Genomic DNA, 25917 nt, shown 5'->3' with positions numbered 1-25917 from the left:
ATCCTCACGCACAGCAGTTATCCCGATGCACGTGCATCCAAACGTGCAGCTTCACCGTCCGATGCGCGCCCACGTGCACGATCTTAGAGCCGCGTACCGCGGGAAGCCGCGGCCGTCACCCGCCCGCTCCCGCTCAGCAGCCGCGTCCGGCGGCCGATCTTGACGGTGTGATCCGTGACCGACTGCTGCCCGTGGTGGCCGCCACCGCCGTCGCCGCCTCCGGCGCCCTGCTGACCGCCCAGCCCGCCGCCGCGGTCGCACCCGCGTGCTCGACGCAGGGGCTGACCGTGTCCGCCCTGCACGGCCCCAACTTCTACATCGACACGTCGTCGAACCCGGTGCTGCGCGGGGCGTACGCCGGATACCAGGTACTGGACACGTCCGGCACGGCCCGCAACGACCTCTGGATCTCGCTGACCGGCTTCACGGGCGGATCCGTGGCGCTGGGCAGCGGGCAGCCGTCCGCCCAGCAGATCGCCACGCTCAGCGGCGGCGCGTCGGCGTCCCGCTTCTTCTACCTCACCGCGCAGGCGGAGACGACGACCGCGCAGCAGCACACCGTCAGCGTGTGGCAGGGCCGTCCGGACCTGCCCGGCTCGGCGCAGCTCTGCGCGGACAGCGGCGGCTTCACCGCGGTCGAGGGGACGATCAAGGCGGCCGCGAACAAGCTCACCGCGGTCACCGTGCCCGGCGGGACGCCGCGCATCGGCGGGACCTTCACCGTCACGGTCACCGGCGACACCGGCACCATCGGCTCCGGCTTCGCGAACGACCCCCAGTCGTTCTGGATGAGCCCCGCCGCCTCCGGCACCTGGCCCGCGGGCGCGTACCGGCTCGTGGGCACCAGCCTGACGCTCAGCGGGCTGCCCACGTACACCGACACGCTGCGGGTCAGCAACCTGAGCTCGGCGTCGAAGTCGTACACCGCGGTCTACACCTTCCGCGCGGTCGGGTTCACCACCTCGGCCACCGGCGTGCTGCCGGTCCAGCAGATCGCGTCCGGCACCCAGATCAAGCACACCGACCTGGGCAGCGTCGCGTCGCTGCCGGCGATCAGCCCGTCCACCAACGACCTGACCGTCGGCCTGACCGCCACGCCGCCCAAGCTCCCCGACACCGGCGGTACGGCCACCTACCGCGCGGCGGTCACCGGGTCGGCCGGCGCGGTCCTCGACTCCTTCACCGCCACCGTGCCCGCGGGCGCGACGGTCGTACCCGGCTCCGTCGCGTGGAACGGCGTGACCGTCGCCGACGGGGTGACCACCGGGGGCTCCGTGGTGTTCCCGGGACCGTTCGCGCTCGGCTCGGGCGGCAACGGCCTCACCTTCGACCTGGCGCTGCCCGCCGTCTCCGGCAACCGGGCCACCTCGATCGTCGCCACGGTCGGGTCCGCCACGATCGACACCACTCTCAGCCTGACCGACAACGCCCCGGCCACCAGCACGGTGAACGTCAACACGTTCCCGGCCGCGGCCGCCGACACCGTGACCGTGGGGGACAACCGCACCTCGGCCGTCGCGGTCCTCGGCAACGACACCGACGCCGACGGCGACCCGCTGGGCGTCACCGCCGTGACCAGCGCGGCGAACGGCACGGTGACGCTGTCCGGCGGCGTGGTGAGTTACACCCCGGCCGGCGCGTACACCGGGCCGGACGCGTTCACGTACACCGTCTCGGACGGGCGCGGCGGCACCGCCACCGCCTCGGTCGCCCTCACCGTCGCCGCGCCGTCCGGCATCGCGCCGCAGGCCGTCGACGACACCGCGGCGGCGACCGCCGGCACCGCCGAGCCCATCGACGTGCTCGCCAACGACACCGGACAGCAGCTCACCGTGACGGCCGTGACCAGCCCGGCCCACGGTGCCGCCGTCGTCACCGGTGGCGGGACCGGCGTGCGGTACACCGCCACGGCCGGCTACTCGGGCACCGACACCTTCACGTACACCGTCACGGACCTCGGCGGCGTCACCGCCACCGGTACGGTCACGGTCACGGTGACCGCGCCCGCCGCCACCCCCGCGACACCGCTCGCGGCCGTCGCCGACCAGGCCACGACCGCCGCCGGCGCCGCCACGGTGATCAGCCCGCTGGCCAACGACACCGGGGACGGCCCGCTCATCCTGCAGACCGCCGGTACGCCCGCCCACGGCACCGCCGACGTCTCCGGCAGCAGCGTCACCTACACGCCGGACGCCGACTTCTGGGGCACCGACTCGTTCACGTACACCGTCGCCGACGCGCACGGCGCCGTCGGCACCGGCTCGGTGACGGTCACCGTGACCGCCGGCCCGGCGCCCGCCGACGACACCGCCACCGTCGCGTACGGCACCACGACTGGCATCGACGTGCTCGCCAACGACCCCGCCGGCGCGAGCCTCGCCGCGGTCGTCGGCGCGCCCGCCCACGGCAGCGCCGGCATCGTCGGCGGCGCCCTGCGCTACACCCCGGCTGCGGGCTACTCCGGGGCGGACAGCCTCACGTACCGGCTGACCGGCGGCCCGGCCACCGCGACCGTCACGATCACCGTTTCCGCGCCACCGCCGCCGGTGCTGCCCGGTCCCGAGCCCGCGGACGACACCGTGACCGCGACCGGCGGAGCCGCCCTGAGCATCGACGTGCTGGCCAACGACAGCGGCACGGGCCTGACCGTGACCCGGGCCGGTACGCCGGGACACGGCACGGCCGAGGTCCGCGACAACGCCGTCCGGTACACGCCGGACGCGGCGTACAAGGGCGAGGACGCGTTCTCGTACACCGTGCGCGACGGCAACGGCCGCAGCGCCAGCGCCACCGTGCACGTCACCGTGCCCAACGCCGCACCCCGCATCGCCGCGGCGGCACCCCGTACGGTGACCGCCGGCGAGAGCGTGACCGTCCCGTTCACCGTCACCGACGCGAACGACGACGTGCTGACGCTCACCGCCGGCACCCCGGACGGCCCGGCGGCCGCTGCCGACCGCGTCCGCGGCACGGTCTCCGGCACCCGGCTCGCCGTGCGCACCGACGCCCGGTTCAGCGGCACCGTCACCATCCCGGTCCGGGTCAGCGACGGCGACGCCACCGCCACCACGGAGCTGCGGGTGACCGTCCTGCCGGCCCGGCCGCCCGCCGCCACCGCCCGGATCGGCGCCGACCCGCAGGCCCGCCGCCTGCTCACCGAACCCGCCTACGCCGGTGGCCGCCCGGTCTCGCGCAGCCTGTCCGGCCGCGTCGACTCCGAGATCACCTGGCGGGTGTCGCCGGCCACCAACGCCCTCGGCTACCGCGTCACCGTCAACGGCCGCCGGGTGTGCACCGTGCCGGTCATGGGCGGCACCAGCCAGATGTGCCGCGTACCCGGAACGGCCCTGGACCGCACCGACATCGTCCTGGTGACCACCGTCGGCGCCGGCGGCACGCTGTCCGAACCGACCACCGCGGCGGTCACCCCGGCGGGCGACACGAACCGGCTCCTGGCCGTCGTGTACTTCCCGGTCGGCGACTTCGCGCTCGACGCCACGGCCCGGCGCGTCCTGGCCACGGTCGCCGGGCAGGCGCGTACGTACGGCTTCGGCACCGCCCTGATGATCGGGCACACCGACGCGGACGGTACGGCGCAGTCCAACATCGAGCTGTCCCGGCAGCGGGCCATGCAGGTCGCCGCGTACTTCCGGGCCGCGTACCCGGGGCTGCGCGCGCAGCACGGCGGCCGCGGTGAGGCCGAGCCGGCGCGGCCGAACACCACCAGCCGCAACAAGGCCGCGAACCGGAGGGTGGAGATCTACATCGGCTGACCCCGGGCCGTCAGCACGGGGGAGCGCCCCCGGACGACGGCCGTCGGGCACTCGGCGTGGAACATCAGGTGCCGGCTGACCGAGCCGAGCACCAGCCCGGGCACGGCGCCGTGCCGGTGGTCGCCCACCACGACCAGCTGGGCGCAGCGCGACCACTCGCTGAGCAGGGAGCCGGGATCGCCCCGGACGACCTGACGCCGGACCGGGACGTCGGGGTAGCGCTCCCCGGCGCCGGCCAGCGCCTCGGCGAGGACGCGTTCCTCCTGCGCGTCGCCGGACCAGAACTCGTACGTCATCGGCAGCCTGCCGTTCAGCTCCGTCCAGTCGTTGCCGTTCCACGCGTGCAGCGCCACCAGGGCGGCGCCGCGCAGCGAGGCCTCCTGGAGGGCGGCGGCGAGGGCCGGGGCGGAATGCGGGGAACCGTCGATGCCGACCACCACGGGCCCGGTGCGGCGCGGCTCGCCGCGGACGACGAGCACCGGGCACGCGGCGTGCGACGCCACCTGCAGCGCCACGGAGCCGACGAGCAGGCCGCCGGTCCCGCGTTCGCCGACGACGAGGAGGTCGGCGTGCCGGCTCTCCCCGGTGAGCACCGCCGCGGGACGCCCGGCCGCGAGCCTCGTGGTGACGGGCACGCCGGGCGCGACCCTCGCGGCGGTCTCCGCGGCCCCGGCGAGCCACGAGCGGGCCCGCTCGCGCACCGGCTCCGGCACGGTCTCGGTCATCCCGGGCGGCATCACCACGGGCAGCCTCGGCCAGTGCACGGCGTGGACGATGCGCAGCGGCCGGTGCCGGCGGGCCGCCTCGCCGGCGGCGGTCGCGACCGTGCCGTGGCTGTGCGCGGGCGCCTCCACGCCGACGACCACGGCGGCTCCGGCGACGGTGGTCATGACGCACCTCCTGCTGGGTGGGCCTGTCCACCGTCAGCATCCGTCGCCGTCGATGCGGGCGGCAGGGCCGATGGTCCCGCATCGGGCGGTGTGCCGCGGCGCCCCGCCCACGGTCCGGTGGGCCAGGGACCGCCGGACCGGGTCCAACGACCCTGTGCGGTGTCCCTGCGGCGACGGACGATCTTCCTAGGTCCCTTGCACGAGGGCAAGGCAGGATCCGGGAGGCAAGCCATGGCGCGCATCAGCCCGACCACCGCCCCGAACGTCCGCACCCACGGTCCCGTCGACGAGGCCGCGCGAACGTACGCCGTCGAGAAGCTCGAAGCCGCACTGCACCACGCCCCTGCGCCGGTGCTGCGGTCGTGGCTCACTCTCGACTCGGCAGCGTACGGCGACCGGGTCGACGCCCACGTCGACGTCAACGGCGTACCGGTCCACGTGCATGCCGTGGGCAGCGGGCTGCAGGAGGCGACCGATCTGATGCAGCAGAAGCTGCGCTCGTGCCTGCGCCGGATCCGCCGGCGCCCGGACCAGGGACCGGCCGCACCGTCGCTGGAGGAGCCGGCCTTGTAGCCACCCCGGCACCGGCTGAGGGCCCGCCGAGCCGGCGGGCCCTCGTCGCGTGCGCGGCCCTGGCAGGCTGGCCTGATGATCGTCCACCAGCTGCCGACGCTCGCGGTGGCGTCGCTGGCGGCGTTCGCGCTGGCGCTGCTGTCCGCGGTGGCCGGCTTCGGGGGCGGGGTGCTGCTGTTGCCCGTGTTCACCGCGCTGTTCGGGCTGCCGGTGGCCGTACCGATGCTGACCCTGACGCAGGTGTCGAGCAACGGGTTCCGGGTGTGGCTCAACCGCGCGGAGCTGCACTGGCGGCTGATCGGCTGGTTCGCGGTGGGCGCGGTGCCGCTCGCCGTCGCCGGTGGGCTGCTGCTGGCGCACGCGCCGCTGGGAGCGCTGCACCGCCTGCTGGGTGGCTTCCTGATCGGCGTGGTGGTCTGGCGGCGGATCAGCCCCCGGCCGCGCAGGCCGGGCGACCGGGCCTTCGCCGCCGTGGGCGCCGCCTCCGGGCTCGGCTCGTCGCTGCTGGGCTCGGTCGGGCCGCTGACCGCGCCCTTCTTCCTGGCGTACGGCCTGACCCGCGCGGCGTACATCGGCACCGAGGCCGCCGCCGCGCTGACGATGCACCTGGCGAAGATCGCCGCCTACGGCGCGGGAAACCTGCTGACCGGCCGGGTGCTGCTGCTCGGGGCAGCGCTGACACCGGCCACCCTCGCCGGGTCCTGGGCCGGGCGCCGCATCGTCGGGCGCATCGGGGACCGCGGGTTCGTGACCCTGGTGGAGGCCGGGCTGATCGTCTCGGGAGTCCTGTTCCTGATCGTCGGGTGACCGCGGGCGCGGGGCGCCGGGACCAACGGCCCTGTCACCCGTTCCGTGCCCGGGGCCAGGCTGAAGCCGCCACGCAGGACACCGGGAGGTGCGCGATGACCCTGATGACGCCACGGATGGCGCGCCGGCTGTACCGCGGTGGCCGGCCGAACCGGCTCGCGCGGGGGATGAACCGGCTCTCCGCCGTCCTGTTCGCCCACGGTGTGCTCACCCCGCCCCGGGCGGTGACCCTGGAGGTCCGGGGTCGCACGAGCGGGCGGACGGTCTCGCTGCCGCTCGTGGCGGCCGACCTGCGCGGCGAACGCTACCTGGTGTCGATGCTCGGCGAGGACGCCGGCTGGGTGCGCAACGTACGCGCCGCCGGGGGACACGCCGTGCTGCTGCGTCGGGGCCGGGAGGACGTTCTGCTGGTGGAGGTGCCGGCCGCTCAGCGGGCACCGGTCCTGCAGCGCTATCTGCACCTGGCCCCCGGTGCCCGCCCGCACATCCCGCTGGACCGGCACGCGCCCCTGGCCGACTTCGCCGGGATCGCCGCCCGGTACCCGGTGTTCCGGATCGTCGCCGCCCCGCCCGTCGGCGCTGCCGCCACCGGATCCGCCACGCCGCAGTAGGGACGGCGGCTGGGCGGCCGGTCCGCGGCGCCACGCGGGTCGCGTCCGCTCCGGACGGGCAGGTCGCTTCCGCGGGGTGGCCACGGGGCGGCGCAGGCCGGGTGCGCGACCGCGGCCGCGCACCCGGGCGGCGTCACGACGAGCGGTGCTCCACGTGCGCCTCCGGCCCGGGGAACACCAGCGCCTCGTGATCGGTGTCCAGCCAGCGCACCCGGTACGGCGGGCTGCCGTCCGGGTGCGGCACGCCGATGATGACGCCGACGCGCTGCGGGTCGCCGACGTGGATGCCCTTCATGACCAGCCGGTCTCCGGTGTGGGCGTTCATGGTTCCTCCCGTCTCGATGGTGTCTGCCCCACGGCTCACCGGCGGACGGCCGGCTCCGCTGCCGGCACGGGGTGGTCCACCGGCACCGGCAGCACCACGACCGGGCAGACCGCTTTGCGGATGCACTCCTCGCTCACCGAGCCCAGGACGGTGTGCCGGACGCGGCTGTGCCCGTGGCTGCCCAGCACCAGCAGGTCCGCCGTACGGGCGGCGGCCGTCAGCACGTCGGCCGGCCGGCCCTCGATGATCTCGCCGGCGACCGGCACGTGCGACCCGTGCCGGGCGACCAGCGCCTTGACCTCGCGGTCGAGCATGGCGGCGGCCAGATCGGCGGCCTCGCGCGGGCTGGTGGCGGCGATGGGGCCGTACTCCATGCCGTCCCACGACCAGGCGACGACGGCCTGCACGGCGCCGCCGCGCCCGGCCGCCTCGGTGACCGCCCAGTCGAGGGCGCGCCGGCCTCCCTCGGAGCCGTCGACCCCGGCGACGATGAGATGGGTGGCGCTCATGGCTGCTCCTTCCGGTGGGTCCACTGCGGCACCCTCCATCAGGCTCCGGGCGCCCGTCGGCGGGTAGGGCAGGCGGGCCCGCCGGTCCGGGACCTTTGTCCGTTGTGGTGGGCGGCGGGAACGGGGTCACGGCGGACCGGGACTTTGGACCCTGCCTGTCGTCCGGACGCCCGCAGAGCATGGAGGGGAGGAGGTGGCCGCCATGCTCCTGATCCTGGTGCTGACCGCGGCGCTGGTCGGCGCCTGCGCGTACACGGTGTGGCCACACGAGGCCGCCGCGGGCGTGGAACCCGCGGGCGCCGCGCCCGCGCGTGAGCCGGTGACCCTCGAAGGGGCGCTGGTGACGCAGCTCGTGGCCGGGGAGATCAGCCGGCCGCAGTACATGAGGGCCATGGAGAAGCTGGCCGCCCGCGACGACGCGCGCCATCCGCTGGCCGTACCGCCCGACAACGGGCCGGCGGCGGCCGGCGCCTGACCGCTGCCGGGGCCGGTGAGAGGAGGCGGCGATGCTGGTCGTCGTGGTGATCACGCTGATGGCGGCGCTGGTCGTCGGGTCCTCGTGGCCGGCCGTCCTGGACTGGAGGCGCGCGACCGCCGGGGACGGGGACCGGGATCGTGCTGCGGCGCCCGGGCCGCCGGGGCCGGCGGAGTCGCTCGAGGGCGTCCTCGTCCGGCAGGTGATCGCCCACGAGATCACGCCGCGGCAGTACCGCAACGCCATGCGCAGGCTCGCCGAGCGCGACGCCGACCGGCACCCGATGCCCGGCCTGCCGGGTGACGCGCCGCCCGGGTGAGGGGCGTACCCGTCAGCGCGGCGCGGCACCGTCCTTCGCCCACGGGACCAGCAGCACCGGGCAGCTCGCGTGGACGGCCACGTCCTGGCAGACCGTGCCGAGCAGGAACGGGCTGCGCGCCGGTCCGCTGCGGGTGCCGAGCACGAGCAGGCAGGCCCGGCGGGACATCGCGAGCAGCACGGTCGCCGGGTCGCCGACGGTCGTCCGCAGATCGACGTCGGCCAGGTCCGCGACGAAGCCCCGCAGCCGCTCGCGCAGTTCCGCCCGGGCGTCGTCGAGCTTGCGGCGGCGCTCGTCGCTGCGGCGCAGGGCGACGGTGGGCAGCGTCGCCGCCCGGCGTGGCTCGCCCGCCACGTCCAGCACGTGCACGACCTGCAGGCCGGCGCCCAGCCGGTCGGCGTGGGCCCCGGCCGTCGTGACGATCCGCGCGTCGTGGTCGTGACCGTCCACGCCGACCACGACCGGGCCGGCCGCCCCGGGCCGGGCAGATGTGAGATCCATGTCACCAGGGTGGGCGGCACCCGTCCGCCCGGACAGGTGCAAAGGTCCTTTGTCGCCGCCGGACTACCCGCGCTCCAGCGACAGCACGGTGTCGCGGATGTCGCGGATGATCGCGTCGACCTCGTCGATCTGGTCCTGCAGGCGTTGCCGCGGTTCGCCGGTGCCGACGCGGGCCGCGGCGCACTGCACGGCGAGCCCGTGCCGGAACAGCCGCTGGATGACCCGGTCCCGCAGGTCGGCGGCGATGTGCTCGCGGTCCTCCAGCATCCGGACGCGTTCGCTGTCGCGCCGGGCCTCGGCCAGCCGCAGCGCGAGCCCGGCCTGCCCGGCGGCGCCGGCGAGGATGTCGTGGTCGAGCTCGTCGAACGGGCCGTCGTCCGGGCTGCGCGAGACCAGCAGCACGCCGGCGAGCCGGCGGTCGGCGAGCATGGGAGCGGCCAGGCAGGTGCCGATCGTGGTGTCCCGCCGGGCCGGCCAGCCCTGCGGCAGCCGCGACCGGTCCCCGGCCACGGGCGCCCCCAGCTGCACGGCGTCGCCGACGATCGAGTCCTCGAGCCGGATGACCGTACCGGTGTAGCGGCCGTACATGCCGACGCCCACCGCCACCCGCAGGGTCGCCTCGTCGCCGGTGGGTACGGCCGCGGCCGCGCCCGTCCCGCCGAGGGTCTCCAGCGCGCTGGTCACGAACTGCAGCAGCGCCACGTCCGGGCCGGCGTCGGCGAGCAGCGCGTTCGTGGCGTCCACCATGGCCGACTGCCAGGCCTGCCGGCGGCGGCCCTGTGCGAGCAGCGTGGCGTTCTCGATGGACACGCCGGCCGCGGTGGCGAGCGCCAGGACCAGCTCCTCGTCGTCGGCGGTGAAGGCCGCCCCGCCCTGCTTGCCGGCGAGGTAGAGGTTGCCGAAGACGCGGTCGCCCACCCGCACCGGCACGCCGAGGAAGGAGGTCATCCGGGGGTGGCCGGCCGGGAAGCCGACCGAGGCGGGGTGGTCGCCGATGTCGCGCAGGCGCACCGGCCGCGGATCGTCCACCAGCAGGCCCAGCACGCCCTTGCCCTGGGGCAGGTGGCCGATGCGCCGGGTGGTCTCCTCGTCCATCCCGGAGTGGATGAACCGGGTCAGACTGCCGTGCGACACAACGCCGAGGGCGGCGTACCGGGCCCGGACCAGCGCCTTGGCGGCGTCCACGATGTGCCTCAGCACCTCGTCGAGATCGTCGGCCCGGGCGATGGCGAGGTACGCCCGGAGCAGCCCGCGCAGCCGTCCCTGGGTCGCCTGGACCTCGCGGGCGCTGGCGACGAGGCGTTCGAGGATCTCGTCGAACTCCAGCCGGGCCGCGTGGGGGAAGGAGAGGTCGTCGGTGTCGCTCATCGGGCACGCTCCCGGCCTTGCCGCTGCGAGCTGCTGACCCCGCCCAGTCTGGCACCACCGGCCATCGGGGTGAACTGCCGCAAATCGCGACAGGGGTAACGGTCAGCGCCGCCCGGCGCTCACCACAGGGGGCTGAGCAGGCCGAGGTGGCCGTCGAACCGCCGGTAGAGCACCGCGGCCCGGTCCGAGCCGACGCCGGTGAAGGCCAGGAACGCGGCCGCCGAGGCGTCCAGCGCCAGCACCGCCTCGGGCAGGGTGAGGCCGGGCAGGCGGGAGGGCGCGTCCGCGACGGGTACGCCGTCAGGCGCGCTCCCCAGCAGGTCGGGGCGGTCGGCAGCCACCCGGTAACCGGCCGCGCCGGCGCGCGTGAGCACGGCGTCCTGACCGCCGGCCTCGTCGACGAACAGGTGGAAGTCGTAGTCGCGCAGGTCCATGGTCAGCGCCGCGGCGCCGATGGTCTGCGCCGCCGGTGGACACGCCTTGTGCCGGGCCAGCCGGCGCGCCTTCCCGTCGATCCTGACGACCGGTGGGAGCGTCCGGGCCTGCCGCAGGTCCCAGGGCTCGCCGGTGAACGAGGGCGGCCCCGCCTCGGCGTGCGCCAGGCGCCGGGCCAGCCGGTCGATGCGCGGCACGAGCGCCGCCACGGCCGCGTCGATCGCCGCCTCCACCGGGCCCGCGTACGCCTGAGCCCGGACCATCCGGCCGGCGAGCTCCACGTTGATCTGCACCACGGCGACCGGCTCGCGGTCACCGCCGCGGTACTCGGCCAGCTTGACGCGCAGATGACCGGCCCCGGTGCCCGCCAGCCGCGCCCCGGCGACGGCGTGACCGACGTACGCGATGTCCTGCGTGGTCACCGGCCCGCGGACCAGGATGTCCGCGTCCTCGTCCGGCACGACGGCGGTTCTGAAGCCTGGCATCGGCAGCTCCCTTCGGGGGTCCACTCTGGGTGACCGGATGATCACCTACAAGGGGCCGAAGGTCCCGAACGCCGGACCCGCGGCGACGGGCCGGGTGACTCTGGCCGCGCCCGGCCCGGGGCGTCCACGCTGGGCCTGGGGCGGGACGACGGTGATGCCCCTCCCGCGAGGAAGGGCACTGCGATGACCACACTGCGGACCGGCGGCGCCGAGGCGCCGCGGACCTTGCCGGCGGCCCTGCTGACCGGATGCGTACGCTCGGCCACCCGCGCGCCGTCGCTGCACAACAGCCAGCCCTGGCTGTTCCGGATCACCGGGGACGCCGTGGAGGTGCACGCCGATCCGCGCCGGCGGCTCAACGCACTCGACCCGGCCGGCCGGGAGCTGTTCATCAGCGTCGGCGCCGCGCTCTTCACGCTGCGCCTGGCGATCCGGCGCGAGGGTTTCCTGACGCGCTGCACCCTGTTCCCCGACCCGGACGACGAGAATGTCGTGGCCCGCGTCGCCCTCGGCCGCCCGGCCGCGCCGAGCCCGCCGGTGGCGGCGCTCGCCGACGCCATCGCTCAGCGGCACAGCAACCGCGGGCCGTTCACGGAGGTCCCCGTACCGGCGGTGGCGCTGGAGCTGCTGCGCGACGCCGCGGGACGGGAGGACGCGGTGCTCTCCGTCGCCGACGCCGCGACCCGGGACGCGATCGTCGCGCTGTCCCGGGCGGCGGACCGCACCCTGCGCGCCCGCGGCGGCTACCGGGCCGAGAAGACCCGGTCCGCCCGGCAGGCCCGGCGCGACGGGACGCCGCACCTGCCGGTCGGGCCGTGGGACGCCCTGGAGTCCGTACCCACCCGCGACTTCGGGCTGCTGCCGCCGCAGCCGGCGGTGACCGGGCCGTTCGAGCCGTACCCGATGATCCTGGTCCTGGCCACGGCGGGCGACGACCGGCGGCACTGGGTGACCGCCGGGCAAGCGCTGCAGCGGGTGCTGCTCACCGCGACGCGGCAGAACCTGGCCACCACGCCGGTCAGCCAGCCGGTCGAGGTCCCGGCCGTGCGCCGGCGGCTCACCGCGGGCGCCGACGGCCTGTGGGCCCAGATGGTCGTCCGGATCGGGTACGGCCGCCCGGCACCCGCCAGTCCCCGCCGCGACCTGTCCGAGGTGCTGATGCCGGACTGACCCGCCGGATCACCGTGCATCCCCCTCCGGCCGTGCCGGCCCCCGGCGTCGCGGGTGCGGACCCGCCCGGCCACGCCGCGGCGCTTGTCACCGATGACGAGGACGGCCTGACCGGGCCGGGCTGGGGGTCAGCCGGCGAGGACGGCCAGATGCTGCTCCGACGCCGACAGCAGCATCGTGTACAGCTGCCGGACGTCCGGCGCGGTCAGCCCGGCCGAGGCGGCCTCCAGCCTGGCGATGTCGTCGCGTTCGACCTGCCGTCCAGCCGCGCGGGCCGCCGCCGGGCTCGTGCTGCCTTGCGCCAGCAGCCGGTCGTACGCGGTGCGCACGGCAGGATCGGTGAACCTACCGGCCGGCTGTCCCGCGGTCGGGTCCGTGAGGGCGTACCGCTGCAGCATCGCGCGGACCGCGCTGAGGTGGTGGCTCTCGGACATGGCGAGGTGGCCGAACAACGCCGTTCCCCGGCGGCCGGCGAACGCGGCGTACACGTCGTACGCGAGCTTCTCCTCCTGCGCCATCGACTGCAGAGTTGCCTGCTGGGCTGTGGTGAGCGAGCCCTTCGCGACGGGGGCGCCGAGCCCGGGGCAGGTCCCGATGGCGTACCCGGATCCCATGCCCATGCCCGCTCCCATGCCCACGCCGGACCCTACGCCGGACCCCATGCCGGAACCGGCGCCGGCCAGTGCCGGCGACGCGGCCGCGAACGCGCCCACGCCGAGCACGCCCGCCGCCACGACGGTGACCGCGCGGTGGCTGATTCTCTTCATGGCTCCTCCTTGCCCGTACCGGACCCGCTCAGGGGCGCGCGGCGGGGAGGACGGGACGGCTCAGCGCACCGTGTACGCCGTCCGCTCGCTCTCGTGGCACCGCCGGCACGTGTGGATCTGCGGCGTGGTGATCTCGTTCTCGTAGTAGAACCACGGCCCCCACTCGTGCGCCGTGATCGTCTCGGTGGCGGCGCACCGCTCGCACCGCCGGCTCTGCTCGCACCGGCCCGGGGCGACGTAGGCGAACGGCCCCCACGTGTGCCGCGTGCGTTCCTCGCGTCTGCCGCACTCCTCGCAGACCCGCTCCGCCTCGCACCGCCGGCCGGGGTTCGACCACTGTCCGCGGTGCCGGCCGATCGCACACAACGCGCTGCGCAGGATGCTCATCTCGGCTCCCTTCGCCGGTCCTCACCCGACGCTAAGCCGGTCGCGGGCGCCGCCGGGAGGGCCGAAGGTCCGACGGCACGATCGGACCGGCCCGTCGCCGCGGCGGGTGCGTGCGGGCCTACCGGTGCGGGCCGATCCGCACCGGTTCGCGGGCGCCGACCGGGTCGAGGTAGCGCCCGCCCGGCTCGGCGACCGGGCATCCGCGCCGGTCCAGCCGGTAGCGCATCGGCACGGCCGTGGGGATGTCGAGCCGCTCGACCTCGGCCGGCCTCAGGCCCTCCAGGTACATCACGAACGCCCGCAGGCTGTTGCCGTGCCCCACGACCAGCGGTGTCCCGCCGGCCAGCACCTCGGGGTACAGCACGTCGGACCAGTACGGCAGCTGCCTGGCCCGGACGTCGGCGAGGCTCTCGGTGCGCGGCCGGGCCCGGAGGGGGAGAGCGGCGTAGCGGGCGTCGGCGTACATCACGGCGGCGTCGTCCTCGCTCATCGGTGGCGGCGCGACGGCGTACGAGCGGTGCCATGCGCGGAACTCCGCGGCGCCGGCCTCCGCGGCGACGGCGCGTTTGTCGCGGCCGGTGAGCGCGCCGTAGTGCCGCTCGTTGAGCCGCCACGACCGGTGCACCGGCACCCACCCGCGGCCGAGCTCGTGCATGACGATCTCCGCGGTCGCGATCGAGCGCCGCAGCAGCGAGGTGTGCACGCTGGTCGGCCGTACGCCCAGCGTCCGCAGCGCCGCCGCCGCGCCGCGGGCCTGGTCGGCTCCGAGCGCGCTGAGCGGGGCGTCCGACCACCCGGTGAAGACGTCGGCGGCGTTGCTCACGCTCTGCCCGTGCCGGAGCAGCAGCAGGGCGCCGGCACCCCCGGTCCGCGTCATCCGTCCACCTCCCGTCCGTACGGTAGGTGACGGCCTCAGCCCTCGCGCGGGGACCCCGCGCCGGCCCCCTCGCGGGGCATGCCGGCGAAGAAGGCGACGATGTCGCGCGGGGCGTCGGCGTTGAAGATGGACTCGAGGCCCTGGGCGCTCATCTCCGCGGCGGCGTGCGCGCGGGCGAACATCGCGGTCTCGTACTCGGCCAGCGCGGTCTCGACGTCGTCGCCGTGCCTGATCAGCGCCAGCGCCAGCTCCGCACCGTCCAGCATCGCGAGGTTCGCGCCCTCGCCGGCGTACGGCGGCATCACGTGCGCGGCGTCCCCGGCGAGCGTCACCCCGGGCACCCGCTCCCAGCGGTGCCCGGCCGGCAGGCCGAAGATCCGGCGCGGGGTGATGGTGTCGTCGCAGTGGCGGATGAGGTCCGTCAGGTCGCCGGACCAGTCGGCGAACCGCGCCAGCAGGGCGGCGCGGGCCGCTGCCGGGTCGGACCAGTCGACGCCGCAGGTCTCCACCCAGTCCTGCGGTACGCGCAGCGAGACGCCGAGCTCGATGCGGCTACCACCGTGCCCGAGCAGGGCCTTGTCGTCGGAGAGCGCGAACATCATGCCGGGCCCCACGGTCCGGGCGAGCCGGGGGTGGGCGGCGGGGTCGGCGACGGTGATCTCGACGTGCGTGATCCCGCTGTATCGCGGGGTCGCCGGGGACACCAGCCGGCGCACCTTCGACCAGGTGCCGTCGGCCCCGACGAGCAGGTCCGCGGTGACCCGGCCGCCGTCGGCGAACGTGAGCTCGCTCCGGCCGCCGGGGCCCGTGGCGACGGCGGTGACCTTGTGCCCCCACCGGATGCGGCCGGGTGCGAGCGAGTCGATGAGCAGGTCGCGCAGCGCCGTGCGGTCGATCTCCGGGCGGCCGTTGTCGCCGCCGGCGTCGAGGTGGACGCGCGCGGCCTTGTCGAGGACGCGGACGTGCTCGCCGTGGGGATGCGTGTGGTGCAGGAATTCGTCGTGCAGGCCGGCCTCGTGCAGGGCCACCTGCCCGGACTGCTCATGGATGTCCAGGGAGCCACCCTGCCGCCGGGCGTTCCGCGCGGCGTCCGACTCGTAGACGGTCGACGCGATGCCGTGGTTCTGCAGGATGCGGGCCAGGACCAGGCCGGACAGGCCGGCGCCCACGATGGCGATGTGCTTCGGATCGGTCATGCCACGACGGTAACACGAACATGTTCGTAACGTACATGTTCGTCACGGTCCCCGGGGTCACAGGCGCAGTGCACGGCCGGGCGCCGGAAGCGGCAGGTGGGTGGTCGCTTCACCGGCGGTGGCGAGGATGCCCACGCCCACGCCGACGCCGACGCCGACGCGGACGTCGGCGCCCGGCCCCTACGAGAGGTGCGCCGCGTCGAGGGCGGACTGCAGCGACTGCAGGTATCCGTCGCTCGTGACGGTCGCGCCGGACACCGTGTCGATGTCCGCGCTCTGCGCCGCCAGGGTCTCCTGCTTCAGCACCGGCAGGGCGTACGCGTTGATCTCCTGGTCCTTGCCGTTGTCCGACGGATAGACCGGCACCGTCACATCGGTGATCTTGCCGTTGGCCACCGTGATGGCGACCTGCACGTCGCCCCACCGCGTCGAGGTCACCGCGCCGGTGTAGGTCTTGCCGCCCGACGAGGTGCCGGATCCGCTCGTGGCGGCGGTGGCGCTCGCGGTGGCCTCGGCGGCCGAGTTCGTGCTGGTGCGGTAGCTGAAGAGCAGCACCACGGCCACCACGGTGGAGAACAACCACATGCTGATGCGTCGCATCGTCGCGTGTCCTTTCCGGATCACCAGGAGAAGAGTTCGGTGTGCAGCCGCTCGGGGGCCACGCCGGCCTCGGCCGCGGCGGCGCGGGCGGCCTGCGTCCACGCCTCCGGGCCGCACACGTAGACGTGCGAACCGGCGATCCACGGAGCGATCTGGCGCAGCGCGTCGGCGTCGCCGTGGTCGGCGAACGCGGCGGGCAGCCAGGACGGCCGGGCGGCGCGCGGGCCGAGCAGGTGCACGATCCGGACCCCGCGGCGCGCCGCGAACCAGTCCAGCTCGGACCGGAAGGCGAGCTCCGCCTCGGTACGGGCCCGGTAGACCAGCGTCGCCTCGCCGGGGGCGTACGGCAGCTCACCGAGCAGCGACAGCAGGGGAGTGACGCCGATCCCGCAGGCCAGCAGCACGACCGGCCCGCCGGTGTACGTCTCGCCGGTCAGCCGGCCGTACGGCCCCTCGATGAGCGCCCTGGTGCCGGGCCGCAGCGAGGCCACCCGGGAGCTGCCGTCGCCGAGGTCCTTGACGGTGATGCGCAGCATCCGGCCGTTCGGGGTGGCCGACAGCGAGTACGGGTGTGCCCGGCTCCAGCCGGGTCCGTCGAGGAAGCGCCACTGGAAGAACTGCCCGGCGCGGGCCGGGAGGGCGTGCAGGTCGCGGCCGGTGAGGTAGACCGAGGTCAGCCCGGGACCCTCCGGCCTGACGTGCGAGACGACGAGGCCGTGCCGCCAGCTGCGCCACACCGGCACGCCGACCCGGTAGGCGAGGACCGCGCCCGCGGACACCGCGTACAGCGTCCACCAGTACGCCGTCGACGCGGCTGAGCCGATGAAGTCGGTGCCGGTCCACAGCTGGTGCGGCAGGGCCAGGCCCACCCCGAGGTACGCGTACAGGTGCAGCAGGTGCCAGGACTCGTAGCGCAGCCTGCGCCGGGCGGCGCGGATCGAGGTGACGACCACCATGAGGAGCGCGACCGTGCCGGCGGTGGCCAGCAGCATGCCGGGATACGTCCAGATCATGTCCCACAGCTCGGCGAGCGCGTTCGCGTGGGCGGCCCCGGCGTAGCCGAGCGTGATGAGCACGATGTGCCCGATCATCATCCAGAACGAGGTGAAGCCGGTCCAGCGGTGCCACCGGGCCAGCCGGTCCTGGCCGAAGGCGCGCTCGACCAGCGGGATCCGGGCCATCAGCAGCACCTGCAGGAGCAGCAGGTCGGAGGCCCACAGGCCGGTCAGCCGGCCGATCGCCGACACCGCGTCCGGGCCGCCGCCGACCAGCTGCTGCAGGCCGCCGTTGCCGACCCACAGGGCGGTCACGATCAGCAGGCTCACACCGGCGCCGAGGCCGCCCGCGTCCGCCCACCAGCGGGGCGTGGTCCGGCGCGGCGGTGCGATGGCGGCCGCGGGCGGCGCGGTCCGGGGCATGGCTGGTGCGGTCATGACCCCACGATCGGCGCCGGAGCTGAGGAAACGAGGCCCGAACCTATGGTCCACCTATGAAGTCGCTATGAACGCCGGACCGGACTTCGGGCCTTGCGACCCTGCCGGGGCCGTACGCGCCTGGCGATCATCAGGGTGCACCGGTGGGCGGGCGACCCACCGGCGACCGGTGGGGGGATGCGATGCGACGGCGGGAGCAGCTTCTGTTCGCGGCCACGACGCTGCTGGTGCTGGCGGGACTGATGCTCGCCGCGACGGGCACCCGGGACGCCGCGAAGGCGGTGTGGACCGCGGCGACCGTGCTGGGGCTGGCGTACTCCACTGCTTCCCTGGTCGTGGCGGCCCGGCGGCGCGAGCCGAGCGTCGACGTGATCGCGTGGCTGGCGCTGGCCGGCGCGCTGTGGGTCGGCGAGGCGTTCGCCGGCGCGGTGATCGCGGTCATGCTGGCCAGCGGAGTGCTGCTGGAGGCCGGGGCCGCCGCCCGGGCGCACCGCGAGCTCGCCGCGCTGGTGGCCCGGGCGCCGCGCACCGCGCGGCGTGACACCGCCTCCGGCCCGGTCGAGATCCCGGTCGCCGAGGTCGCGGTCGGGGACCGGCTCGTGGTCGGCTCCGGCGAGATCGTGCCGGTCGACGGCCGGCTGCTCGGCCCGGCGGTGCTCGACGAGGCGGCGCTGACCGGCGAGCCGCTGCCGGTGGAACGGCGTACCGGCGAGGACGTCCGCAGCGGTGTGGTCAACGCCGGCTCGCCGATGCGGCTGAGGGCCACCGCGAACGCGGAGGCGTCCACGTACGCGGGGGTCGTCCGGCTGGTGGAGCAGGCGCAGGCGGCGAGCGCACCGTTCGTGCGGATCGCGGACCGGGTCGCGCTGGCGTTCGTCCCGGTGACCCTGGCGCTGGCCGGGATCGCGTGGGCGGTCGCCGGCGACCCGGTACGCGCCGTGGCGGTGCTGGTGGTGGCCACCCCCTGCCCGCTGCTGCTCGCCGCGCCCATCGCGATCATGTCGGGGCTGTCCCGGGCCGCCCGCTCGGGCGTCGTGGTCAAGGGCGGCGGCGCCCTGGAACGGCTCGCGGCGGGCCGCGTCCTGCTGTTCGACAAGACCGGGACGCTGACCGCCGGCCGGCCCGTGCTCACCGACGTGGTGGCGCCCGCCGGGGAGCGCCTGCCCGCCGGGGAGGTGCTGAGGTTGGCGGCGAGCCTGGACCAGAGCTCTGCGCACGTGCTGGCCGGCGCCATCGTCACGGCCGCCCACGACCGCGGCCTGCGCCTGTCGCCCGCGGACGACGTGCACGAACGGCACGGGTACGGGGTGGAGGGCGTCGTGGACGGCCACCGCGTACGCCTCGGCAAGGCGGCCTGGGTGGTGCCCGGCGAACCCCCGCCCTGGGTACGCCACGCGCGCCGCAGGGCCACGCTGGACGGCTCGCTGACGGTGTTCGCGGCGGTCGACGGCGAGCCGGCCGGGGTGCTGCTGCTGGAGGACCCCGTACGCCCGCAGGCGCCCCGGATGGTCCGGGCGTTGCGCGACGCCGGCGTCGGCCGGGTCGTGCTGGTGACGGGCGACCGCGCGGACACCGCGCAGGCCGTGGGGCGCATCGTCGGCGTCGATGCGGTGCACGCCGACTGCGACCCCGGCGACAAGCTGGCCCTGGTGGGCGCCGAGCAGGAGCACGCCCCGACGATCATGGTGGGCGACGGCATCAACGACGCGCCCGCGCTGGCCGCCGCGGGCGTGGGCGTCGCCCTGGCGGCCCGGGGAGCCACCGCGTCCGCGGAGGCGGCCGACGTCGTGCTCACGGTCGACCGCATCGACGCACTCGCCGACGCGATCCTCATCGCCCGGCGCTGCCGCCGGATCGCGGTGTGGGCGGTCGCCGCCGGGATGGGCCTGTCCGCGGCCGCGATGCTGGTGGCGGCGGCCGGTCACCTGCCGCCCGCGGCCGGCGCGGTGCTGCAGGAGGTCATCGACGTCGCGGCCATCGCGATCGCGCTGGCCGCGCTGCTGCCCGGCCGGTCGCACACCGTCACCCTGAACCCGGCCGACGTCGCCACGGCCCGGCGGCTGTACGCCGAGCACCGCGACGTGCGCCCGGTGGTCGAGCAGGTCCGCACGGTCGCCGACGCGCTGACCAGCCCGCCGTACGACCTGGGCCCGGTGCGCGAGCTCCTCGGGGACCTGGAGGTGCGGCTGCTGGCCCACGAGCGCGCCGAGGAGGCCGAGCTGCTGCCGATCATGGCGCGGGCGCTCGGCGGGACCGAGGTGACCAGCGGGCTCAGCCGTACCCACGCCGAGATCGACCACCAGGTGGGGCGCCTGCACCGGACCGTCGAGGACCTCGCCGGGGAGGCCGGGCCGGAGGACGTCACCGACGTACGGCGGCTGCTCTACGGCCTCTACGCGATCCTGCGGCTGCACAACGCCCAGGAGGAGGAGGGCGCGTTCAGCCTCGTGCCCGACGCCCGGACACCGTGACCGTGGCCCGCAACCGTGGGTGCTGCCTGCTCGTACAGATGTAGCGGCCCGGCTCGTCGATGGCGAGCAGCTGGGACTCGCCCGGGTCGACCCGGGAGTTGTCGCCGTTGCCGCCCGGATCGGGCGAGCAGGTCACGGTCTGCGAGCCGGCGGAGTCGTTGACCACGGCGAAGTTCTCGGTCGCCGCCACCGACAGGTGCGCCGGTGTGACGGTGTCGCGGCCGGTGATGGTCAGGGTCGGCTTCGGCGCCGCGCAGCCGCTCTCGCCGGCGACCGTCAGGCGCAGCACGGCGCGGTGCTCGGTCGCGCTGCGCACCGTGAAGCTGCCCGCCTCGGGAAACTGGATCACCTGCCGCTCGGCGAGGTCGAGGACGCTCGTGACCAGGCCGGCGTCCGGCTCGGCGATCAACTCGTGCACCTCGGGGGACCGGTTCGTGACGGCGAGGAACGCCCCGCGCTGGATGGTCAGCGTGCCCGGGCTGAATTCGTACCGGTGAGCGCCGTCGCCCGTCGTCCGGTCCACGATCGCGACCTTGGTGGCCCGGGTGCAGGCCGCGCTGGTGGGCCCGGCGGTGCCCGGACCGGCACGGCGATCACCGGCCGCCGCCGTCTGCCGTGGCCCGGGCGTGCCCGCCGTCGGCGCGCACGCCGCGAGAGCCAGCACCGCCACAACCGCGTACCCGGTCAGCCCCAGACGACGTACCACCGGCTCCACCTTCCTGTCGCGCATCGCTTCCTGCGGCAGGTACGGCGCTCGCCCGCCGCCGGTTCAGCGCAGTGATACGCGGGTCACCCGAAATGTGCCGCGTCGAGGGCGGACTGCAGCGACTCGGCGTACCCGCCGCTGGTCACCGTCGCGCCGCTCACCGCGTCGATGTGCGCGCTCTGTGCCTGCAGAACCTCGGCGCGCAGCCGCGGCAGCGCGTACCCGTTGATCTCGTCGTCCCGGTCGCTGCCGGTCGGATGCCGCAGCGCGCGAGCGCCGGTGATCTTCCCGTCCGTGATCGTGACCTGGACCTGGACCGGACCCCAGCGGGTCCGGGCGACGGTGCCGTTGGCGGTGACCGTCTTCGCCCGGCGGGCTGGTGCGGAACCCCCGGACGGGGCCGGGGCGGGCACGATGCCGGGCGCAGCGGCGCCGGCCGCCGCGGAGGGCGCCGGTCCGCCCAGGCTCGTGCGGTAACTCAGCAGCAGGACGACGGCGGCGATCGTGGAGACGATCCAGAGCGTCAAGCGGCGCATACGGGCCTCACCATGCGAACTCCTCGGCGTGGATCAGATCATCGGGTACGCCCGCCGCGCGCAGGCTCGTGCGCACGGCGGTTATCCAGGGCGGCGGCCCGCACAGGTACGCCTCGCGCTCGGCGACGTCGGGCACCAGCCACCGCAGGGCGGCCGTGTCGTCGCCGCGGCTGAAGTGGGCCGGCAGCCAGGACCCGTGCCGCGGACGGCTTCCCTCGAGGTAGACGACGTGGACGCCGTAACGGCGGCCGAGGTCGTCGAGCTCGGCGCGGAAGACCGCCTCGGTGCGGGTACGGATCCGGTAGAGCAGGGTGGCGCCGGTCCCGGCCGGGCCGAGGTCGTCGAGCAGGGCCCGCATCGTCGTGATGCCCACCCCGGCGGCGATCAGCAGCGGGCGGCGGCCGGTCGAGCGGTCCGCGGTGAGCGCCCCGTACGGCCCCTCGATCAGGACGCGGGTGCCGGGCCGCAGGTGCCGGACCCGGGCGCTGCCGTCCCCGAGCTCCTTGACGGTGATCCGCAGCAGGTCCCGGCCCGGCGCCGCCGACAGCGTGTACGGGTGCGCCCGCGACCAGCCCGGGCCGTCGAGGAAACGCCACAGGAAGAACTGGCCCGCCCGGACGGGCAACCGGTCCAGCCGGTGGCCGCGCAGGTAGACCGACACCACCCCGGGCGCCTCGGCGACCACCGTGTCGACCCGCAGCCGGTGGTGGGCCGAGCGCCAGAGCGGCAGGGCGACGCGGAAGGCGAGCACGGCGGCCAGGGTCGCGCCGTACAGCCCCCACCAGTACCCGCGGGCCATCGGGGACGCGGTGAAGTCCGCGCCGGTCCAGAGCTGGTGCGGCAGGGCGAGCCCGACCCCGAGGTACGCGTACAGGTGCAGCAGGTGCCAGGTCTCGTACCGTTGCCGGCGCCGCGCGGCCCGCACCGAGAGCACCACCACCAGGATCAGCAGCAGTGTCCCGGCCGCCGCGAGCAGCATCCCCGGGTACGTGACCACGAGGCTCCAGGCCTCACCGGGCACGCTCGCCGGCTCGGACTGCGCGTAGCCGACGGTGATCAGCACGACGTGCGCGAGCATCAGCCAGAACGACAGGAACCCGAGCACCCGGTGCCGCCGGGCCAGCAGGTCCTGCCCGTACGCCCGCTCCACCGCCGGGATCCGGGCCATCAGCAGCACCTGCAGCAGCAACAGGTCCGAGGCGACCAGGCCGGTCAGGCGGCCCAGGGTGGTCGCCGGTTCGCCGCTGCCGAGGTCGCGGACCCCGCCGCCGGCCAGCCACAACGCCACCACGGCGACCACGCTGAGGATCGCGGCGGACCCCGCGAGGTCGCGCCACCACCGCCGCGGCGGGGGCGGCGGGGCGATCCGGTCCTGCGGCCGGGCCAGCCGCACCCGTCCTGTCGTCGTCACAGTCACGCGGCGAGCCTGCCGCGCCGAATTGGGAGAACTCGAAGATTCGCTACGCCACCGCGACGAGAACCTTGCCGACCACACCCTGCTCGACCGCGTCGTGGGCCTCGGCCGTCCGTTCCAGCGGGAAGTGGTGCAGCGGCAGGCCGTGCTCCTCGCCGACCGGCAGCGCGCCGTCGCGCAGCGCCACGCCGACGTCCTCGGGGGCGGCCTGCAGCAGCGGCTCGCCGAGCGTGTACAGGATGAGGAACTGCACCCGGGTGTTGAGCATCATGTGCGGGCGGATGTCGAGGGAGACCGTGTCGCCGCCGTTGTTCGCGTAGATCGCGATGCCGGCGTGGTTGGCCGCGACCGCCTGGTTGAGCGCCGCGTTCGCGGTGGGGGAGACCTCCACGATGATGTCGGCGCCGTCGGGGGCGACCGCCCGGATCTGCTCGGCTGCGTCGTCGCGCCGGTAGTTCACGACGTGGTGGGCGCCGGCGGCGGTGGCCAGCGCCGCCTTTTCGGCACTGCTGACCGTGGTGACGACGGTCGCGCCGGCCCAGCGGGCGAGCTGGATCGCGGCGTGCCCGACGGCGCCCGCACCGCCGGCGACCAGCACGGTGCGCCCGATGAGCGCGCCGGGGCCGAGCCGGGCGGGTCCGGCCTGCGCGATCGTCAGGGCCCGGTGCGCGGTGATCGCCGGCACCCCGAGGGCCGCGCCCACGTCGTACGAGACGCCGTCGGGCAGCGGGAAGGCGTGCTCGGCCGCGACGATCGCGTACTCGGCGGCGGTACCGTACGGGCTGCCGTGCGCGGCGAGCATGATCCAGACCCGGTCGCCGACGTGGTGCGAGAGCACGCCCGGACCGACCGCGTCCACGAGCCCGGCGCCGTCCATGTTCGGCGTCGCCTCGGCGAAGCCCACGTCGCCGGCGGACCGGCGTTTCCAGTCGGTCGGGTTGACCCCGGAGCGCATCACCCGGACCCGGATCTGGCCGTCGCCCGGCTCCGGGACGTCCCGCTCGGCGAGGCTCAGGACGGAACTGTCGCCGGTGCTGCTGAACACGATCGCCCTCATGGCAAGCGACTCTACGGCCGCCCGCGGGGCCGGGCAGCTTGTCGCGCATCACAGGACGCCGCCCCCGGCATGCAGTAGGGGTTTGCGGGGAAGACAGAACGGTCGCCGCCCACCGGCAAGGAGGATGATCATGCGTGGTGCCGTCATGTACGCGCCCGGGGACGTGCGGGTGGAGGACCGCCCGGATCCGCGGATCGAGGCGCCCACCGACGCGGTCATCCGGCTGTCGGCGACCTGTGTGTGCGGGTCCGATCTGTGGCCGTACCGGGGAATCCAGAAGCTCGACGGCCCGGCGCCGATGGGCCACGAGTACGTGGGCATCGTCGAGGAGACCGGCGCCGAGGTGTCCGGCGTACGGCCCGGCCAGTTCGTGGTCGGCTCGTTCTGGGCCTCCGACAACACCTGCGAGATCTGCCGCGCCGGCTACCAGTCCGGCTGCGTGCACCGGGTGCCGATGGGCTCGCTCGGGTCCCAGGCCCAGTACCTGCGGGTGCCGCTGGCCGACGGCACGCTCGTGGCCACGCCCGAGGTGCCGCCGGCCGAGCTCGTCCCGGACTACCTGGCCGCCTCGGACGTGCTGGGCACCGGCTGGTTCGCCGCGGTGGCCGCCGAGGTGGGCCCGGGCAAGACCGTCGCCGTGGTCGGTGACGGCGCCGTCGGCCTGCTCGGCGTGCTCGCCGCCCGGCAGCTGGGCGCGGAGCGGGTCATCGCGATGAGCCGCCACGAGCCCCGCCAGAAGCTGGCCCTGGCGTTCGGGGCCACCGACGTGGTCACCGAGCGCGGGGACGCCGGCGTCGCCGCGGTCAAGGAGCTGACCGGCGGGCTGGGCGCGCACTCGGTGATCGAGGCGGTCGGCACGCAGGAGTCGATGACGCAGGCCGTACGTTGCACGCGGGCCGGCGGGCACGTCGGCTTCGTGGGGGTCGCCCACGACGTGAGCCTGCCGGGCATGGAGTTGTTCCGGTCCCTGGTGCACCTGCACGGCGGACCGGCGCCGGTCCGCCGCTTCCTGCCGGATCTGCTGCGGCTGATCGGCGACGGCACGATCGAGCCGGGTAAGGTTTTCGATCTTGAACTGCCCCTCGAGCAGGCGGCCGAGGGCTACCGGGCCATGGACGAGCGCCGCGCCGTCAAGACGCTGCTACGCCCGTAATCAACCACACGACCTGGGAGGGTCATCATTCTCACCGTCAACGCCCTCGCGGCTCCCTCAGCCACTGACGCCCTCGTGCGCACCACCGTGCAGCGTCGTGACCTGGGACCGCGCGACATCCTGATCGAGATCGCGTACGCCGGCATCTGCCACTCCGACATCCACACCGTGCGCGGCGACTGGGGGCCGGTGCCGTACCCGCTGACCGTCGGCCACGAGATCGTCGGCCGGGTCGCCGAGGCCGGCGCCGAGGTCACCCGGCACGCCGTCGGGGACCGGGTCGGGGTCGGCTGCATGGTCAACTCGTGCCGCGAGTGCGACAACTGCCGGGCCGGCTACGAGCAGTACTGCACCAACGGCAACACCGGGACGTACGCGAGCGTCGACCGCGACGGCACGGTCACCCAGGGCGGCTACTCGACGCACATCGTGGTCGACCAGGACTTCGTGCTGCGGGTGCCGGAGAGCATCCCGTACGAGGCGGCCGCCCCGCTGCTGTGCGCGGGCATCACCACGTACTCGCCGCTGGCGCACTGGAAGGCCGGCCCGGGCCGGAAGGTGGCCGTGGTCGGCATGGGCGGGCTCGGGCACATGGGCGTGAAGATCGCCGCCGCGATGGGCGCCGAGGTGACCGTGCTCTCGCAGACGCTGAGCAAGAAGGACGACGGCCTGCGCTTCGGCGCCCAGCACTACCACGCCACCAGCGACCCGGCCACGTTCGAGACGCTGGCGAACTCCTTCGACCTCATCGTCAACACGGTCAGCGCGCCGGTCGACATGGCCGCGTACCTCGGTCTGCTGCGCCTGGACGGCACCCTGGTCAGCGTCGGCGCGCCGCCGGAGCCGCTGCCGGTGCAGGTCTTCTCGCTGTTCGGCAACCGGCGCTCGTTCGCCGGCTCCAGCATCGGCGGCATCGCCGAGACCCAGGAGATGCTGGACTTCTGCGCCGGGAAGGGCATCGCCCCGGAGGTCGAGCTCATCGACGCGGACGCCGTGAACGAGGCGTACGAGCGGGTGCTCAAGTCGGACGTGCGCTACCGGTTCGTGATCGACATCGCGTCGCTGCGCTGAGCACGGGG

Annotated in this window: 26 protein-coding genes; 10 read left to right on the top strand and 16 right to left on the bottom strand. The window is 75.2% G+C overall.

All coding sequences use genetic code 11. From position 1 onward, the window contains the following. Positions 1–167 precede the first annotated feature (167 nt). Entirely contained in the window at positions 168–3773 is a 3606-nt protein-coding gene (locus COUCH_RS22350; RefSeq protein ID WP_249607129.1) for an Ig-like domain-containing protein, read from the top strand. On the opposite strand, the gene COUCH_RS22345 is transcribed toward COUCH_RS22350, so the two are convergent. Continuing rightward, positions 3761–4663, bottom strand: coding sequence for a universal stress protein (locus tag COUCH_RS22345; RefSeq protein ID WP_249607128.1), 903 nt, complete (start codon positions 4661–4663; stop codon positions 3761–3763). The two genes, COUCH_RS22350 and COUCH_RS22345, sit on opposite strands and share 13 nt — an antisense overlap. 231 nt (positions 4664–4894) lie before the next feature. Here COUCH_RS22345 and COUCH_RS22340 point away from each other — a divergent pair, with 231 nt between their 5' ends. From COUCH_RS22340 to COUCH_RS22330, 3 genes are all read left to right on the top strand, one after another. Beyond that, complete coding sequence (locus COUCH_RS22340) at positions 4895–5236, top strand: hypothetical protein (RefSeq protein WP_249607127.1); 342 nt, start codon at positions 4895–4897, stop codon at positions 5234–5236. Positions 5237–5311: 75 nt separating this feature from the next. Beyond that, entirely contained in the window at positions 5312–6043 is a 732-nt protein-coding gene (locus COUCH_RS22335; RefSeq protein WP_249607126.1) for a sulfite exporter TauE/SafE family protein, read from the top strand. Positions 6044–6138: 95 nt separating this feature from the next. Next, positions 6139–6654 carry a nitroreductase/quinone reductase family protein gene (locus COUCH_RS22330; RefSeq protein ID WP_249607125.1) on the top strand — a complete coding sequence of 172 codons (516 nt, stop codon included), beginning with the start codon at positions 6139–6141 and terminating at the stop codon, positions 6652–6654. Between the two features lie 133 nt (positions 6655–6787). On the opposite strand, the gene COUCH_RS22325 is transcribed toward COUCH_RS22330, so the two are convergent. Together COUCH_RS22325 and COUCH_RS22320 are read right to left on the bottom strand one after the other, a co-directional pair. Beyond that, positions 6788–6979 carry a DUF1918 domain-containing protein gene (locus COUCH_RS22325; RefSeq protein WP_249607124.1) on the bottom strand — a complete coding sequence of 64 codons (192 nt, stop codon included), beginning with the start codon at positions 6977–6979 and terminating at the stop codon, positions 6788–6790. Positions 6980–7014: 35 nt separating this feature from the next. Further along, a complete protein-coding gene (locus COUCH_RS22320; protein ID WP_249607123.1) occupies positions 7015–7488 on the bottom strand; it encodes a universal stress protein in 474 nt (157 codons plus the stop codon). 202 nt (positions 7489–7690) lie between these two features. On the opposite strand from COUCH_RS22320, the gene COUCH_RS22315 reads away from it, so the two are divergent. Further along, complete coding sequence (locus COUCH_RS22315) at positions 7691–7963, top strand: hypothetical protein (protein ID WP_249607122.1); 273 nt, start codon at positions 7691–7693, stop codon at positions 7961–7963. Between the two features lie 31 nt (positions 7964–7994). Continuing rightward, positions 7995–8282 (top strand): hypothetical protein, encoded by a 288-nt coding sequence (locus COUCH_RS22310; RefSeq protein WP_249607121.1) that lies wholly within the window; start codon positions 7995–7997, stop codon positions 8280–8282. 12 nt (positions 8283–8294) lie between these two features. Here COUCH_RS22310 and COUCH_RS22305 read toward each other — a convergent pair whose 3' ends face one another. The 3 genes from COUCH_RS22305 to COUCH_RS22295 all read right to left on the bottom strand — a co-directional run bounded on the left by COUCH_RS22305 (position 8295) and on the right by COUCH_RS22295 (position 11071). Continuing rightward, positions 8295–8783, bottom strand: coding sequence for a universal stress protein (locus tag COUCH_RS22305; RefSeq protein ID WP_249607120.1), 489 nt, complete (start codon positions 8781–8783; stop codon positions 8295–8297). A 63-nt stretch (positions 8784–8846) separates the two neighbouring features. Continuing rightward, positions 8847–10151 (bottom strand): GAF domain-containing protein, encoded by a 1305-nt coding sequence (locus tag COUCH_RS22300; protein WP_249607119.1) that lies wholly within the window; start codon positions 10149–10151, stop codon positions 8847–8849. Positions 10152–10270: 119 nt separating this feature from the next. Beyond that, positions 10271–11071 (bottom strand): sigma 54 modulation/S30EA ribosomal C-terminal domain-containing protein, encoded by an 801-nt coding sequence (locus COUCH_RS22295; RefSeq protein WP_249607118.1) that lies wholly within the window; start codon positions 11069–11071, stop codon positions 10271–10273. A gap of 183 nt (positions 11072–11254) precedes the next feature. On the opposite strand from COUCH_RS22295, the gene COUCH_RS22290 reads away from it, so the two are divergent. Then, positions 11255–12241, top strand: a complete 987-nt coding sequence (locus tag COUCH_RS22290; RefSeq protein WP_249607117.1) for an Acg family FMN-binding oxidoreductase — start codon at positions 11255–11257, stop codon at positions 12239–12241. Between the two features lie 128 nt (positions 12242–12369). Here COUCH_RS22290 and COUCH_RS22285 read toward each other — a convergent pair whose 3' ends face one another. The 6 genes from COUCH_RS22285 to COUCH_RS22260 form a co-directional block, all read right to left on the bottom strand. Beyond that, positions 12370–13008 carry a DUF2202 domain-containing protein gene (locus COUCH_RS22285; RefSeq protein WP_249607116.1) on the bottom strand — a complete coding sequence of 213 codons (639 nt, stop codon included), beginning with the start codon at positions 13006–13008 and terminating at the stop codon, positions 12370–12372. Positions 13009–13068: 60 nt separating this feature from the next. Further along, on the bottom strand, positions 13069–13395 hold the full coding sequence (locus COUCH_RS22280; RefSeq protein ID WP_249607115.1) for a hypothetical protein: 327 nt from the start codon (positions 13393–13395) through the stop codon (positions 13069–13071). A gap of 118 nt (positions 13396–13513) precedes the next feature. Further along, complete coding sequence (locus COUCH_RS22275) at positions 13514–14272, bottom strand: 2,3-bisphosphoglycerate-dependent phosphoglycerate mutase (protein WP_249607114.1); 759 nt, start codon at positions 14270–14272, stop codon at positions 13514–13516. 35 nt (positions 14273–14307) lie between these two features. Continuing rightward, complete coding sequence (locus COUCH_RS22270; protein WP_249607113.1) at positions 14308–15468, bottom strand: FAD-dependent oxidoreductase; 1161 nt, start codon at positions 15466–15468, stop codon at positions 14308–14310. Between the two features lie 180 nt (positions 15469–15648). Continuing rightward, positions 15649–16068 carry an FMN-binding protein gene (locus tag COUCH_RS22265; protein WP_249607112.1) on the bottom strand — a complete coding sequence of 140 codons (420 nt, stop codon included), beginning with the start codon at positions 16066–16068 and terminating at the stop codon, positions 15649–15651. 20 nt (positions 16069–16088) lie between these two features. Then, positions 16089–17501 (bottom strand): ferredoxin reductase family protein, encoded by a 1413-nt coding sequence (locus COUCH_RS22260; protein WP_249607111.1) that lies wholly within the window; start codon positions 17499–17501, stop codon positions 16089–16091. Between the two features lie 182 nt (positions 17502–17683). Here COUCH_RS22260 and COUCH_RS22255 point away from each other — a divergent pair, with 182 nt between their 5' ends. Continuing rightward, positions 17684–19972, top strand: a complete 2289-nt coding sequence (locus tag COUCH_RS22255; RefSeq protein WP_249607110.1) for a heavy metal translocating P-type ATPase — start codon at positions 17684–17686, stop codon at positions 19970–19972. On the opposite strand, the gene COUCH_RS22250 is transcribed toward COUCH_RS22255, so the two are convergent. The 4 genes from COUCH_RS22250 to COUCH_RS22235 form a co-directional block, all read right to left on the bottom strand. After that, a complete protein-coding gene (locus COUCH_RS22250) occupies positions 19941–20678 on the bottom strand; it encodes a cupredoxin domain-containing protein (RefSeq protein ID WP_249607109.1) in 738 nt (245 codons plus the stop codon). The two genes, COUCH_RS22255 and COUCH_RS22250, sit on opposite strands and share 32 nt — an antisense overlap. A gap of 83 nt (positions 20679–20761) precedes the next feature. After that, positions 20762–21214, bottom strand: a complete 453-nt coding sequence (locus COUCH_RS22245) for an FMN-binding protein (protein WP_249607108.1) — start codon at positions 21212–21214, stop codon at positions 20762–20764. A 7-nt stretch (positions 21215–21221) separates the two neighbouring features. Next, a complete protein-coding gene (locus tag COUCH_RS22240; RefSeq protein WP_249607107.1) occupies positions 21222–22631 on the bottom strand; it encodes a ferredoxin reductase family protein in 1410 nt (469 codons plus the stop codon). A gap of 43 nt (positions 22632–22674) precedes the next feature. Beyond that, positions 22675–23685, bottom strand: coding sequence for an NADPH:quinone reductase (locus COUCH_RS22235; protein ID WP_249607106.1), 1011 nt, complete (start codon positions 23683–23685; stop codon positions 22675–22677). 130 nt (positions 23686–23815) lie between these two features. On the opposite strand from COUCH_RS22235, the gene COUCH_RS22230 reads away from it, so the two are divergent. Beyond that, entirely contained in the window at positions 23816–24838 is a 1023-nt protein-coding gene (locus COUCH_RS22230; protein ID WP_249607105.1) for a zinc-dependent alcohol dehydrogenase family protein, read from the top strand. 27 nt (positions 24839–24865) lie between these two features. Beyond that, on the top strand, positions 24866–25909 hold the full coding sequence (locus COUCH_RS22225; protein ID WP_249613785.1) for an NAD(P)-dependent alcohol dehydrogenase: 1044 nt from the start codon (positions 24866–24868) through the stop codon (positions 25907–25909). The last annotated feature ends 8 nt before the right edge of the window (positions 25910–25917 follow it).

The sequence above is a fragment of the Couchioplanes caeruleus genome, assembly GCF_023499255.1.
GTDB classification, from domain to species: Bacteria; Actinomycetota; Actinomycetes; order Mycobacteriales; family Micromonosporaceae; genus Actinoplanes; species Actinoplanes caeruleus_A.
This window is presented reverse-complemented; position numbering and strand designations above follow the sequence as displayed.